Genomic DNA, 14,475 nt, shown 5'->3' on the forward strand with positions numbered 1-14,475 from the left:
TTGAATTATTATCTTTTATCAATTGGAACATAGTTGCGTTCAGTTTTACCAACATAAACCTGACGTGGACGACCAATTGGTTCTTTATTTTCAATCATTTCTTTCCACTGTGCGATCCAACCTGGTAATCTACCTAAAGCAAACATTACTGTAAACATTTCAGAAGGAATGTTCAATGCTTTATAGATAATTCCAGAGTAGAAATCAACGTTTGGATACAATCCTCTTTCGATAAAGTAAGGATCTTCCAAAGCGATTTTCTCCATTTTCTTAGCTAAATCTAATGCAGGGTCATTAACACCTAATTGAGCAAGTACATCGTCTGCTGCTTTTTTGATGATTTTAGCACGTGGATCAAAGTTTTTATAAACACGGTGTCCGAATCCCATTAAACGGAAAGGATCGTTTCTGTCTTTTGCTTTAGCAATCCACTTTTCAAGATCTCCTCCATCAGCTTGAATTTTGTCAAGCATTTCAACTACTGCTTGGTTTGCTCCTCCATGCAATGGTCCCCATAAAGCCGAGATACCAGCAGAAATAGAAGCATATAAGTTGGTTTGAGAAGAGCCTACAATTCTTACCGTAGAAGCAGAACAGTTTTGTTCATGGTCTGCGTGAAGAATCAACAATTTATTCAATGCAGCAGCGACAACTGGATCAGGTTTGTATTCCTCTGTTGGCATAGCAAACATCATGTTTAGGAAGTTCTCTACATAACCTAATTCATTCTTTGGGTAAATGAATGGATGACGAACAGCATTTTTGTATGACATTGCAGCAAGCGTAGGAAGCTTTGCAATAAGTCTGTGAATCGTTAAGTCAATAGCGTCTTCAGACCTGTTAGGGTCTTGAGATTCCGGATAAAAAGTTGATAAGCTTACTACCATTGAAGCTAAAACTCCCATTGGATGAGCTTTTGAAGGATAAGCTTCGAAAAACTGCTTCATGTCTTCATGAACCAAAGTATGGTTGGTAATACTTTTCTTAAAGTCGATTAATTCTGTTTCAGTAGGCAATTCTCCATAAATAAGAAGAAAAGCTACCTCTAAAAAAGTGGCTTGTTCTGCTAATTGTTCAATGGGATATCCACGGTAACGTAATATTCCGTTTTCTCCATCTAAGTAGGTGATCGCACTGGTCGTACTTCCTGTGTTTTTAAACCCAGGGTCTATAGTGATGCAGCCAGTTGTACCTCTCAAGGTCTTGATGTCTATGGCTTTTTCGTTTTCTGATCCAGTGATAACAGGAAATTCGTATGTTTTCCCGCCAAGTTCTATTTTTGCAGTTTCGCTCATTTTGCTTAATCGTTTTTAATATACTTTTTAATTCGGCTGCCTAAGTTAATTAAATCTTTCGTTTATTCTAACATTTTTTGGCAGTTCTTTCATTGTTAAAACAACTATTTCAATAAAATGTTTGCAATTATTTAATTTTCAGAGAATAATTTATCAATTCCCCTACGAAAATAATTTACAAATTCTCTATCGTATAGTCTAACATCATTCTAAATAAATGATTTCTTGTGTTTCCACCATAAATGCCATGGTTTTTATTGGGGTAGATAAATAGATCGAAGTCTTTGTCTGCTGCAACTAAAGCATCTATCATTTCCATTGCGTTTTGAACATGTACATTGTCGTCTCCACCTCCATGAATGAGAAGATAGTTTCCTTTTAACTTATCTACATGATTAATCGGAGAGTTGTCATCGTAACCAGAAGCGTTTTCTTGAGGAGTTCTCATAAAGCGTTCGGTGTAAATGTTGTCATAGTATCTCCAACTGGTAACTGGTGCTACAGCTATGGCCATTTTAAATTCATTGGCACCTTTGGTAATGGCTAATGAAGCCATGTAACCTCCATAACTCCATCCCATAATTCCAATCCTTTCACCGTCCACAAAATCCCATGATTTTACTTCTTGGGCAACGGCAATGGCGTCTTCTGTTTCGAGTTTTCCTAATTGTAAATAGGTAGACTTTTTAAATTTTGCACCACGGTACATGGTTCCTCTTGGATCAAAGCTGATGACGATGTAGCCTTTCTGTGCTAAAAGTTGATGATAAGCTCCGTTACCTCCATCATAGGCGTCTTCAACCATGTTCGAACCTGGACCTCCATAAATGTTAAAGTAAACAGGGTATTGTTTTGTGCTGTCAAAGTGTGGTGGATATAAAATCCATCCGTTTAGGTCTTCTGCTGCACCTTTTAATGTGATGAACTGCTTGGGTTGAAAATCATAATCAATCAGTCTTTGTTTTAAAGCTTCATTGGACTCTAGTGTCTTTAACAAGTCTCCATCTGCGGTGTGAAGTGAATAAACGTTTGGCGTGTTGATGTTGGACCAATTGTTAACATAGTACTTCATTCCTTGTGAAAAAGTAACGTTATTACTTCCTTTATTGTCGCTAATCTTGTCTTTGTTGGTTCCGTCAAGGTGAATGGAGTACAATGCGCTGTACTGCGGACCTTCTTCGGCAGAGGTGTAATAGAGTACACTGGTTTCCTCGTTGACTCCTTTGAATTCAATGACATCCCAATTTCCTTTCGAAATTTGTTGACTAGATCCATCAATTCCTATTTTGTAAATGTGGTTATAACCGTCTTTTTCACTTGTTCGAATGAAGTGCTTTCCGTCGTTTAAGAAGTAAAGATTGTCATCAATCTCAACATAAGCTTCGTCCTTTTCTTCGTAAACAACTTTTGAGGTCATTTTTTTGTCCAAGACATCAATCCAGTGGTATTTTAGATGGTTTTGATGACGGTTCAATGTTAAGGCCATCAATTTGTTTTCTTTAGTCGAAAATTTTATGCGTGGAATGTATTCATAACTTCCCAGATCAATGGCTTTGGTCTTTCCATTGGAGATCTTGGCTATTTTTAAGCAAACCTTAGAGTTGTCCTCTCCTGTTTTAGGGTATTTGAATGTATAAGGACTAGGATATAGGTCGTGGAAATACATCATTGTGAATTCTTTTACTTCGCTTTCGTCAAAACGTAAGTAGGCGAGGTATTCGCTGTTTGGGGACCATTCGTAGGCTTTAACATACGCGAATTCTTCTTCATAAACCCAATCGGTTGTTCCGTTAATGATTTTATTTTGTTCACCATCTTTAGTCAGGGCAGTGACTTTTCCAGAAGCAATGTCTTTAATGTAGAGATTATTTTCAAAAATGTAGGCTACTTTTTTTCCATCTGGTGAATAAGATGCTAAGGTTTGTGGTTTTCTTTCAGAATCAAGTGGAGCAAGTGTGTTTGTGTTTAAATCATAAAGAAAATACTCTGCAAAGAAACTTCTCCTGTATCTGCTTTTGCGATTAACTGTAAGGAGTAGCTTGCTTTCATCTTCGTTAAATTCATAGCCATCAACATTTAGTTTTTTTCCGTTATAAACAAGTGCTTTTCCGTCTAAAAGTACGGTTGGTTCTCCATTGATGTCCTTAAATGCATACTTCATAATCGACTTCTGTCCATTGAAAAGTTTAAAACGTGTATAATGTTCACCATCTTTCATGGATCTGAATCCTTCAACGCTTTGACCAAAGAACTGATATTGTTTCCAGATGTTTTCTACACTTAATGATTGAATGTTCTGAGTTTCTTGAGTGTTTGCAATGAAGTGAGTCAATGCAACAAGGAGCAATGTGAATGTGATGTTTTTCATGATCTAAACTTCTTTTTTTGCGAAGATAATAGAAAAATTAGAGGTGAAAGATATTACATTAAGGAAGGAGTGTTGAAATAGATTGTGTTAAAAGGAGTGTTTGGAATAAAAAAATAATTGAGTAGGCTTTTAAAAATAGCTTTATCAATTTTTTTTTTCAACAGTTTTAAGATTTAACATATTGAGTTGCTTTAAGCATAAAAAATATAAGGTAGTCTTTGAGAATAATGCTGTTAAAGCCTGTATTAGGGCCTTGGTAAATATGCTGATAATTAGAAAAATGAATTCTAAATTGTCATATCTGATCGAAAAAGTAGTTAAAAATAAAAATTGTTAATAATTCAGTAATATTAGATTCAATAAAAAGCCTTAATTTTGTAACGAAAATTAGAGTGTGTTCTCCTTGATGCAATATAAGTAGCTGAAACCACATTTTAATAGAATTAAAAAAAGAAACGATAGTGTAGAAAAGTTGTATTCATATAAGTTTATTCAAACTCACAACTTTATTGTTTTTTATTCGCTCGTAAAATCTCTCAAATAAATATAATAATTATGAAAAAAGTTTTACTTTCTCTAGGACTACTTTTAAGCGCTAGTATCAGTGCTCAAGACTGTTCAGAATTGTTTATTTCCGAATATGTAGAAGGTTGGTCAAACAACAAAGCACTGGAAATTTATAACCCAACAGATCAAGCGATCGATTTAAGTGATTACATCATTGTTCGTTACTCGAACGGTTCAACTTTCGCTGGTGCGGAATCTGCAGTTCAGTTGTCAGGAACAATTGCGCCGAATGACGTTTATGTTGCAGTGATTGACAAAACAGATCCAAACGGAACTGGTCAAGAAGCTCCAGTTTGGGATTCTTTACAGGCAAAAGCAGATGGTTTTTACTGTCCTAATTACAATGTTTCAAAAGCAATGTACTTTAACGGTAACGACGCTGTTACACTTGAAAAAGGAACTTTGGCTGATTTAGACGAGGGAACAACTCAATTGATCGATTTATTCGGAAAGATTGGTGAAAACCCAGATGTTGGAGGCGAATATGATGGTTGGACAAACGAAAGTCCATTCGTTGGAGTTGGTGTTGTTTTAACAACAGATCATTCTTTGATTCGTAAAGCTACAGTTAAAAGTGGTGTAACAGCAAACCCGGCATTGTTTGATGCCTTGGCAGAATGGGATACTATTCCAGCGGTTATTCCAATGTTAGATGAAAATGGTGATCCCGTGTTAGACGGAAACGGTAATCCTCGTATCGAAGGAAACTGGGCTTCATTAGGAATTCACGATTGTGAGTGTGGTGAATTGGCTGTAAATACTGAGTCAATGATCAACTTATCAATTTATCCTAACCCATCTACAAATGGTGAGTTTAACTTTGCATCTGAAAGCAATATTGTAAACGTTGAGGTATACAGTGCTGTAGGTCAAAAAGTTTTTGCTCAAGAAAACAATGCGGGAATCCAATCAATTAACATTGGAGAAAACCCAGGTGTATATCTTGTAAATATTAAGACAGCAAGCGGAGTGGTAACATCACGTCGTGTAATTGTTAAATAGTAAAACATAAATTAATTAGGGGAGTTTAAAAGCTCCCCTTTTTCATATCAATACTTTTCAGTTGTGATAAATAAAATTATACTCCTCGCTTTCCTAATTCCAATGGTTGCTTTTGCTCAAAATGGAACACTAAAAGGAAAAATCACCGATCATTCTACCAACGAACCAATTATTGGTGCCTACATCTATATTTCAGATGAATACAGGTCAAAAGCTGATATTGATGGATTCTATACAATTAAAAATCTTCCTTATGGAGAGTACGAAGTGAAAGTTTCCATGTTTTCATACGATACTTTAATTACAAAGGTCACAATTAATGCGCCTACTGTAACTAAAGACTTCGCTATGGGAGATACTCAAGAAATGGAAGAAGTTGAAGTTATTGGTCAATTGGCGGTAGACAGAAAGACTCCTGTTGCCGTAAGTCGAATTTCAGCAAAGCAAATTACAGAAGAATTGGGTTCACAAGAACTTCCAATGGTGTTGAATTCAACGCCAGGTGTTCATGCAACACAGCAAGGAGGTGGAGATGGTGATGCACGAATCAGTATCCGTGGATTTAACCAAAGAAATATTGGTGTAATGATTGACGGAGTTCCTGTCAATGACATGGAGAACGGTTGGGTTTACTGGAGTAACTGGTTTGGTTTAGACCAAATTACCAATCAAATTCAAGTTCAACGTGGATTAGGAGCAACCAAATTAGCAATGCCTTCTGTTGGAGGAACAATGAATATTATTACTGATCCAACTGGAGGTAAACGTAAGATTAAAGTGAATCAAGAATATGGAACAGGAAACTTCCTAAGAACATCTTTATCTTATAAATCTGGACAATTGAAAAATGGATGGGGAATTTTGTTCTCTGGTTCATACAAACAAGGAGACGGATGGGTTGATGGTTTAAGTACACGTGGTGCATTCTATTATTTGAAAATTCAAAAACGTGTGGGAAATCACTTGATTTCTTTGAGCGGATTTGGTGCGCCACAAGAACATGCCCAGCGTTCATACAACCAACCAATTCAGTATTGGGATGCAGATTATGCTAGAGACCTAGGAGTAGATGTTCCAGAAGGTTCTCCAAATATTGATAACGGAATTCAACACAATCAACACTTTGGATATTACACAGACCAAAATGGAAATCGAGTTTCAAGAGCGGAAAGAAGAAACTACTACCATAAACCGCAAATTACACTTAAAGATTTCTGGAAAGTTAATAATAAACTATCCATTTCTAATATGGCCTATATCTCTATCGGTAGAGGTGGAGGAGAACGTTTGAGAAACTCAGGGGGGATTATTTATGACCAAGAAGGACATGTAGATTGGGATAGAATTATTGCCAATAATCAAGAATATAAACTGTTTGGAACAATGTATCCAACGGTTGACCCTGCGCACCACCCAACCTTATTGAAATCATCTCAAGTTGTTACAGCTGCAGTGAACAATCATATGTGGATAGGTGGAGTTTCTCAGTTTGATTATAAGATCAATGAGTTTTGGGAGGTTTCAGGAGGTTTAGATTACCGTTATTATAAAGGGGAACACTACACAGAGTTGCGTGACTTACTGGGAGGAAATTACTGGATTAATTCTCAAGACCAAAATGGTATTTCAAACATGAAAGTTGAAGGAGATAAAGTTGGATGGCAGCCATACCACAATCACCGTGATGCACTAGTGCAATGGGCTGGCGCTTTCGGTCAAGTGGAATACTCAAAAGGGAGATGGTCTGCATTTATGAACTTATCAACTGTTGTTAATGGTTATAAAGGAATTGATTACCACCAAAAAAGAGAAATTCACTTGGAAGATACTGTGTTGTATATTGGAGGTCAAGATGTAGTAAAATACGATGGTGAATATTATCACCCAAATCATCCAAGTTTACAATACAACCAAACAGATTGGAAATGGTTAGCTGGTTTTACAGCCAAAGCTGGTGCTAACTTCAACATTACGGAAAGAATGAATGTGTTTGTAAATGCAGGATATTTGTCAAGAACTCCACAGTTCAGTAACGTAATTGACAACACTGACAATAAGTTTTTTGAAGAGATTTTGAATGAGAACATCATGGCTTTTGAAGCAGGTTATGGTTATAGATCTAAAAAATTCAGTGCCAATGTGAATGGATACTTTACGTATTGGGAAAATAAACCATTTCCTTTTGGTGTTTCTGTACCAGATCCAAATGACCCAACTGAATTTGTAAAGGCAAACGTAAATGGAATGGATGCTTTACACATGGGAATCGAATTTGATGGAGTATATAAAATCTTTAAAAATCTTGCGATTGAAGGAATGGTTTCATTAGGAGATTGGACATGGCAATCGTCTGAACAAATTGATGTTGTAGGTCAAATATTTGAGTTTGATGCACGAGGAGTTCACGTTGGTGATGCTGCACAAAGTACTTATGCCGCTGCTATCCGTTATGAGCCAATACCACGTTTATATGTTAAAGCTGGATATACTTATTTCGATCGTTATTTTAGTGATTTTGACCCATTCTCTTTGAGTGTTTCTAGTGGGAATGGTGGAAAAGAATCTTGGCAAATCCCTTCTTACGGAGTGTTGTCTTTCCACGCAGGATACAGATTTAAATTTGAAAAATCTAGCCTTGTTTTAAGAGGTAATGTGTTTAATGCATTGAATACTATGTATATTTCTGATGCTAGAAATAACCAAAACGGAAGTGCTTTCGATGCCGCTTCTTCAGGTGTATTCTTTGGTCAAGGAATTCGTGTGAATTTCTCATTAGGATTTGAATTTTAATAATTGATAATTATAAATAAATGAAAAATAAATTTTTACTTATCGGAGCTTTGTTCTCAATGACCACATTGTTTGGACAAAACGACATTTCCGATGCTCGAAATTATCCTGTTGGTGCTGATGTAACTATTACAGGTGTGGCTTCTGATGGTGGTGAACTTGGTGGTTCTATTCGCTATATTCAAGATGAAACAGGAGGGATTCCAGTTTACGGATTTAATGAAGTTGGCGGTGTGAATAGAGGTGACTCCGTTACCGTGTCTGGAAAGCTAAAAGACTTTAGTGGATTGCTAGAAGTTGATCCAATTTCTAACTTAGTTAACCATGGAGCAGGAACTGAAGTACCTGCTTGGAACATTAATATTGTTGACCTTGGTGAAACGTATGAAGGACGTTTGGTAAGAATAGATAACGTATCATTCTCAAGTGGAGGAAACTTTGCTGGTGGAACGAACTATACGTTTACCGACGGTGCAAACAACGGGACAATTCGTGTAAATAATGGATCGTCTTTGGTTGGACAAGCTATCCCTAGTGGTGCTCAAACCATTGTTGGTTTATTGAGTGAGTACAACGGAACTTACCAGTTGTTGCCACGTGATATGAATGATATTTTTGGATACACTGCACCAGACAAGAAAATTGAAGTTCTTGTTGATGGTACTCCCTTACTTGATGGTTCGACAGTTCATATTGGAACTGCAGCTTCGACAACAATGGAATTGAAAAACATTGGAATCAATGACCTGACTGTTTCAAATATCAGTTTTGGAGGTGCAGCTGCTGCAGACTTCTCAACAACCGTAAGTGCCGGAGCTATTGCAGGTGGAGCTAATCAAACAGGAACGATTGATTTTACAGCTTCAACAACAGGTTCTAGAATTTCAGTTTTAACGATTGAATCTGATGATCCAGATGTGTCCGTTTTTACATTGAATATTTATGGTATTGGAACTGATGAATTAGCAACAGAGCCTACAGTTGGTGCTTCTGCGATTGCTTTTTCTAATGTAGAAGCTTATGGAATGGGAGTATCTTACACGCCTTCTACAGATGCTGAAGGTTATTTGGTTGTTTGGAAACAAGGGAGTGCGCCAACTACAGCACCGACTGATGGACAGTCTTATTTAAGAGGAGATATGGTAGGTGATGCAAAGGTAGCTTATGTTGGAGATGGTGTTGCATTTAATCCACGTGGAATTCGTGCAAATATTGACTATCACTTTGCAGTTTATGCTTATAACGGTTATGATAATTACATTGATTATAATCAAGCGGAAGTTTTAACAGGAAATCAAATGTCAGGTGGAGAACAAATCGGAAACTATTATGCTGGAATCTCATCTACAAGTCCTAACTTGATTGACGAATTAACTGCTTTGATTAACCCACATACAACAAGTTCATACTTCATGTACAAAGGTTTAATGATGGATGGTTTTGAGGTAATGGATACAATTGGTGGTGATAGTTACGTAGTATGTTGTTACTCTGCTGAGAGAAAAGTATTCTCAGGAGCATTTGATTGGACAGCAACAGGGTATTCTCGTGAGCATACTTACCCCCATTCTTGGTTCCCAACTTTCCCAGCAAATTCAACGTATGGTCAAGAAGAGGATGAGTATATTGATTACCATAACTTGTACCCAATTAATCAAAATGAAGCGAATCAACCTCGTAGTAACCTCCCTTTTGGAGTAGTTGAAGAAGTATTGTTTGAATACCTTGAAGGAAAAAGAGGTAAAGATGCAAACGGTGCAATGGTTTACGAACCAACGGATAAAAATAAAGGGAATGCAGCAAGAACAGTTTTCTACATGGCTACTGCATACAATGGTACGAATGGAACTGGACACAACTGGGCAATTCCTTCAAACCAAAATCAAGAAGTGTTGAAAGATTGGCATTTCCAAGATTTACCAGACAATTATGAAATTGCAAGGAATGAGTTGATTTATAGTATTCAAAACAACAGAAATCCATATGTGGATAGTGTTGATTTTGTTTGTTATGTAGATTTTCACACAATGAACTATAACACAGAAGGATGTGAAGGGCTTGGGTTAACAAATGAGTTTGTAGACAATAACCTGTCTGTTTTCCCTAATCCAAGCAAGGAAATCGTTTATGTGCAGTTGAATGGAGTAGAAATTAATTCAATTGATGTAAAAGACATGACAGGAAGAACTGTGGGAACGTTCTCTTCTTCAACTCAATATGTAGAAGTAGATGTGACAAATTTCAATGCAGGGACATATTTGTTGAATATTAATACTGAAAGAGGTAACTTAGTCAAAAGAATTGTTGTTCAGTAATAGATGAAATAAACCATGAAAATTTTACAAGTTTTATGGATTACAATAGTAGGAGCAGGTCTTTTGGCCTGCTCTTCTGCTTCTGTGTTTGTCCAAACCGATAAAGTTGACATCGACACTAATGTAACTCCAGATGATAGTCTGCAGGCATTTATAGAACCTTATAGAAAAGAACTTTCTGCAAATATGGATAGGGTTATTGGTTATGCCACTGGTGACTTGTTGCGTGATCGTCCAGAAGGCGCTTTAGGGAATTTTGTCATTGATGAAACCGAAAACTACCTGCGTGAAAGTGGATGGTTAAAAGATCAACACTACATCTCAATAATGAACCATGGTGGATTAAGAGCGCCCATCTCAAAAGGAAATATAACTGTAGGTGATATTTATAAGTTAATGCCCTTTGACAATACTATTGTTTTAGCAAAACTACCGGTGAATGAGTTGGATTCTATCGTTAAATATTTGAAAAACTCAGGAGGAGAACCCATCGGTGGATTTCGAATTCATGGTGCGCATATTGATGGACCAGAAGATTTATCACGGAATGATACATTGTATGTTATCACTACTGATTATCTTGCGAATGGAGGTGATAATATGAGCTTCTTCACGAGAAGTTACGAAAGAAATAACACTGGAATCTTCCTGCGTGAAGCATTAATTAAAAGGGTGGAAGCGATAGATACACTTCGCCCTGTTTTGGATCACCGTATAAAATGGTAAAATGGAACGTCGAATATTTTTACAAAAAAGTTTAGTCGTTGGAGCAGGGTTAGCAATTAGTCCAAACTTGTTGAGCTATCCAAAGAAACCTGAATTGATGGAGAAAATCACCATTCTGCATACCAACGATACACATTCAAACATCGAAACTTTTCCTTCTACTCATGCACGCTACCCCAATCAAGGTGGTGTAGCAAGGAGGTACGCCATATTAAAAGAAATCCGCAAAACAGAGAAGAATGTATTGCTCTTTGATGCTGGAGATATTTTTCAAGGTACACCTTATTTCAATAAATTTCACGGCGAATTAGAAATGAAATTGATGACACAAATGGGGTATGACTGTGCCACCATGGGAAATCATGATTTTGATGCCGGAATTGAGGGCTTTTTAAATGCTTATCAATATGGTGATTTTCCATTTGTCTGTTCGAATTATGACTTTTCTAACACAGATATGAAAGGTGTCACCAAAGAGTACCAGATATTTGAAAAAGGTCCATTCAAAATAGGCGTATTTGGATTAGGAGTGGCCCTTGAAGGACTTGTGGCAAAAGCCAGTTATCAAGACACCGTTTTTCAAGAACCTATTCCGATAGCCAACAGAATAGCTAAACACCTTCGCTTTGAAGAGGATTGTGATTTAGTGATTTGCTTATCCCATCTAGGATATAAACCCAAACAGTTTAATGACAATGATCAATTACTTGCTGCAGAAACAGAAAACATTGATTTAATCATCGGTGGACATACCCATACTTTTTTGCCCAAACCAGAAGTCCATCTCAACAAACGAGGTGAGAAAGTTTTAATTAACCAGGTCGGTTGGGCAGGACTGGCATTGGGCAGGATAGACTTTTATCTAGGAGAGAAGAAAAAACACAAACGTCATGAATTGGTTTTGGTTTAGGGTTTTTAAATTACACAAATGCAATTTTCGGACGAGTTGGGGCGGACGGTTACAAACCGTCCATACCACTCTCACGACTTTCGCCAAAGCGCAAGGAGCAAAAACACTTCACCTAAATTGCATAAATGCAATTTCAATGAGCTTTGGTACGGACGGTTTGCAACCGTCCTCAAAGTTTGCAACCGCCTTTTGCCAATGCTCATCTTAATTTTAATAACATCAATTTTTTTTAACCTAAAAACAAATTTCTAATTTATATTTTTCACTATCTTAATATTTCTAAATCAAAATATTATGAAAAAACCTAAATTACCAAATCGAAAAAGTCTTCGTTTAAAAGGCCATGATTACGCATCAATTGGCTATTACTTCATCACTATTGATGCACGAAAGCATCTTTGGCTTTTTGGAACCATCAAGAATGGAAAAATGTATCCAAATAAACTTGGGGAAATCATTGCAGAGGAATGGGAGTTTACCCGAGAAATAAGGAAAAATGTTAAACTTCACGAATATGTTGTGATGCCAAATCATTTCCATGCACTTGTGGAAATATGCTATTCTGAAAATAAAAGCAATGTTCCTGGAGAGTATAAAGCACCATCTCAAACCTTATCAGCAATAGTTAGAGGGTTTAAAGGTGCTGTTACAAGCAAAAATAAATCTTTAAAACTAGGTAATGAAAAGGGTGTTTGGCATAACAGCTTCAATGACCAAGTAATAAGAGATGAGCAACACTTAATCAACGTTAAGAACTATATTATTAACAATGTTAGAGACTGGAAGTATTGATAATGTATTCTCTCCCTCACAACAGAAAACTTAAAGTTTTCTATTGTGCCTCTCCTTATTCTTGAAAATTGAAGATTTTCTAGAATAACCTCTCCCTACTAATCTGAATGAGTGCTGAAAATTATCAATTTTCAGCACTCATTCAGATTAGTTCTTGTACATTTGTATTTAAAATAAATTGATTATGTCTGTACATAAGAATGTAAAACGTGTAACCACTCATGTGTTACAAGAAATGAAGGATAACAACGAGAAGATTTCGATGTTAACCGGGTATGATTTTTCAATGGCTAAAATCATTGATGGTGCTGGAATCGACGTTATTCTAGTAGGAGATTCTGCATCCAATGTGATGGCAGGTCACGAAACAACATTGCCCATTACATTGGACCAAATGATTTATCATGCGGCTTCTGTAGTTCGCGCAGTAGAAAGAGCATTGGTTGTTGTTGATATGCCTTTTGGTTCTTATCAAGGAAATTCGAAAGAAGCACTTTCAACAGCTATTCGAATTATGAAAGAATCTGGAGGTCACGCCGTGAAAATGGAAGGAGGACAAGAGATTCTTGAATCAATCCAGAGGATTCTTACGGCTGGAATTCCAGTAATGGGACATTTAGGACTTACCCCACAGTCAATCTATAAATTTGGAACTTACGTAGTAAGAGCAAAACAAGAAGAAGAAGCAAATCGTTTAATTGAAGACGCAAAAGCGTTAGAAGCTGCAGGTTGTTTCTCTATCGTTTTAGAAAAAATTCCAGCAGAATTAGCAGCAAGAGTTGCTAAAGAAGTGAATATTCCAATCATTGGAATTGGTGCCGGAGGAGGTGTTGATGGTCAAGTATTGGTAGTTCATGATATGTTGGGTATTAACAATGAGTTTAATCCACGTTTCTTACGTAAGTACCATAACCTATTTGACGAGATGACTACAGCAGTGAAAAGCTACATTAGTGATGTGCGTTCTGGAGATTTCCCAAATAAAGAAGAACAATACTAAAAATGGCAATTGACGTTATTTATGAGGACAACCATTTAATCGCTGTAAATAAAGCTTCGGGTGATATTACCCAAGGCGATAAGACAGGAGATGAACCGTTACCTGAAAAGATTAAACGTTGGCTAGCCGAAAAATATAAGAAGGAGGGCAACGTCTTTTGTGGTGTTATACACCGATTAGACCGCCCGACTTCTGGGTTAGTAATTTTCTCTAAAACGAGTAAAGCACTTTCTCGAATGAATGAATTGTTCAAAAAACAAGAAGTTCAGAAGGTCTATTGGGCTATTGTTGAAACTAAACCTAAAAATCCACAGGGAAATTTGTTGGATTATTTACGGAAGAACAAAGATCAAAACAAAAGTTACTCTGTAAAGAAAGGAACGCCAGAGGCAAAGGAAGCTGAACTGGATTATCGATTGATTGCTCAAAGTGATCGTTATTTCTTGTTGGAGGTGCGTCCAAAAACAGGTCGTCACCATCAAATTAGAACACAACTGTCAAATATTGGCTGCATCATCAAAGGTGATGTGAAGTATGGCGCAAAGCGATCCAATAAAGAGGGGAGTATTTCATTACACGCAAGAAGTGTGAACTTCATTCATCCTGTGAAAAAAGAACCGATTGAAATTACTGCAAATGTTCCGAATGAGCCGCTATGGAAGTGGTTTGAGAAGGAAGTGAGGCAAAAGAATTAGTCAATAGCTCTTAAA

General features: G+C 36.8%; 10 protein-coding genes. 8 read left to right on the forward strand and 2 right to left on the reverse strand.

Features of this window, described 5'->3' with window-relative positions; all coding sequences use genetic code 11:
- Positions 1-8: 8 nt before the first annotated feature.
- A complete protein-coding gene (locus tag ACN0U3_RS08330; protein WP_299205803.1) occupies positions 9-1,295 on the reverse strand; it encodes a citrate synthase in 1,287 nt (428 codons plus the stop codon).
- A 175-nt stretch (positions 1,296-1,470) separates the two neighbouring features.
- Entirely contained in the window at positions 1,471-3,663 is a 2,193-nt protein-coding gene (locus ACN0U3_RS08335; protein WP_417265839.1) for a S9 family peptidase, read from the reverse strand.
- A gap of 555 nt (positions 3,664-4,218) precedes the next feature.
- Between ACN0U3_RS08335 and ACN0U3_RS08340 the strand changes: the two genes are divergently transcribed.
- From ACN0U3_RS08340 to ACN0U3_RS08375, 8 genes are all read left to right on the forward strand, one after another.
- The gene (locus ACN0U3_RS08340) at positions 4,219-5,232 is read left to right on the forward strand and encodes a lamin tail domain-containing protein (protein ID WP_417265840.1); all 1,014 of its coding nucleotides are present in this window, start codon (positions 4,219-4,221) and stop codon (positions 5,230-5,232) included.
- Positions 5,233-5,295: 63 nt separating this feature from the next.
- Positions 5,296-8,022 carry a TonB-dependent receptor gene (locus tag ACN0U3_RS08345; RefSeq protein WP_417265841.1) on the forward strand — a complete coding sequence of 909 codons (2,727 nt, stop codon included), beginning with the start codon at positions 5,296-5,298 and terminating at the stop codon, positions 8,020-8,022.
- 20 nt (positions 8,023-8,042) lie between these two features.
- On the forward strand, positions 8,043-10,337 hold the full coding sequence (locus ACN0U3_RS08350; RefSeq protein WP_417265842.1) for an endonuclease: 2,295 nt from the start codon (positions 8,043-8,045) through the stop codon (positions 10,335-10,337).
- Positions 10,338-10,352: 15 nt separating this feature from the next.
- A complete protein-coding gene (locus ACN0U3_RS08355) occupies positions 10,353-11,063 on the forward strand; it encodes a 5'-nucleotidase C-terminal domain-containing protein (RefSeq protein WP_417265843.1) in 711 nt (236 codons plus the stop codon).
- A 1-nt stretch (position 11,064) separates the two neighbouring features.
- Positions 11,065-11,973: a bifunctional metallophosphatase/5'-nucleotidase gene (locus ACN0U3_RS08360; protein WP_417265844.1), complete on the forward strand. Its 909-nt coding sequence runs from the start codon at positions 11,065-11,067 to the stop codon at positions 11,971-11,973.
- Positions 11,974-12,267: 294 nt separating this feature from the next.
- Entirely contained in the window at positions 12,268-12,765 is a 498-nt protein-coding gene (locus ACN0U3_RS08365; protein WP_417265845.1) for a transposase, read from the forward strand.
- A gap of 184 nt (positions 12,766-12,949) precedes the next feature.
- Complete coding sequence (gene panB / locus ACN0U3_RS08370) at positions 12,950-13,765, forward strand: 3-methyl-2-oxobutanoate hydroxymethyltransferase (protein WP_299205789.1); 816 nt, start codon at positions 12,950-12,952, stop codon at positions 13,763-13,765.
- A gap of 2 nt (positions 13,766-13,767) precedes the next feature.
- Complete coding sequence (locus ACN0U3_RS08375; protein ID WP_417265846.1) at positions 13,768-14,460, forward strand: RluA family pseudouridine synthase; 693 nt, start codon at positions 13,768-13,770, stop codon at positions 14,458-14,460.
- Positions 14,461-14,475: the final 15 nt, after the last annotated feature.

This window comes from Brumimicrobium sp., assembly GCF_048268645.1.
GTDB lineage: Bacteria > Bacteroidota > Bacteroidia > Flavobacteriales_D > Crocinitomicaceae > Brumimicrobium > Brumimicrobium ulvae.

Bases quoted from the DNA above. Each gene is read 5' to 3' on its own strand.
- ACN0U3_RS08330 (WP_299205803.1), bottom strand. From the start codon at position 1,295: ATGAGCGAAACTGCAAAAATAGAACTTGGCGGGAAAACATACGAATTT.
- ACN0U3_RS08335 (WP_417265839.1), bottom strand. From the start codon at position 3,663: ATGAAAAACATCACATTCACATTGCTCCTTGTTGCATTGACTCACTTC.
- ACN0U3_RS08340 (WP_417265840.1), top strand. From the start codon at position 4,219: ATGAAAAAAGTTTTACTTTCTCTAGGACTACTTTTAAGCGCTAGTATC.
- ACN0U3_RS08350 (WP_417265842.1), top strand. From the start codon at position 8,043: ATGAAAAATAAATTTTTACTTATCGGAGCTTTGTTCTCAATGACCACA.
- ACN0U3_RS08355 (WP_417265843.1), top strand. From the start codon at position 10,353: ATGAAAATTTTACAAGTTTTATGGATTACAATAGTAGGAGCAGGTCTT.
- ACN0U3_RS08360 (WP_417265844.1), top strand. From the start codon at position 11,065: ATGGAACGTCGAATATTTTTACAAAAAAGTTTAGTCGTTGGAGCAGGG.
- ACN0U3_RS08365 (WP_417265845.1), top strand. From the start codon at position 12,268: ATGAAAAAACCTAAATTACCAAATCGAAAAAGTCTTCGTTTAAAAGGC.
- panB (WP_299205789.1), top strand. From the start codon at position 12,950: ATGTCTGTACATAAGAATGTAAAACGTGTAACCACTCATGTGTTACAA.
- ACN0U3_RS08375 (WP_417265846.1), top strand. From the start codon at position 13,768: ATGGCAATTGACGTTATTTATGAGGACAACCATTTAATCGCTGTAAAT.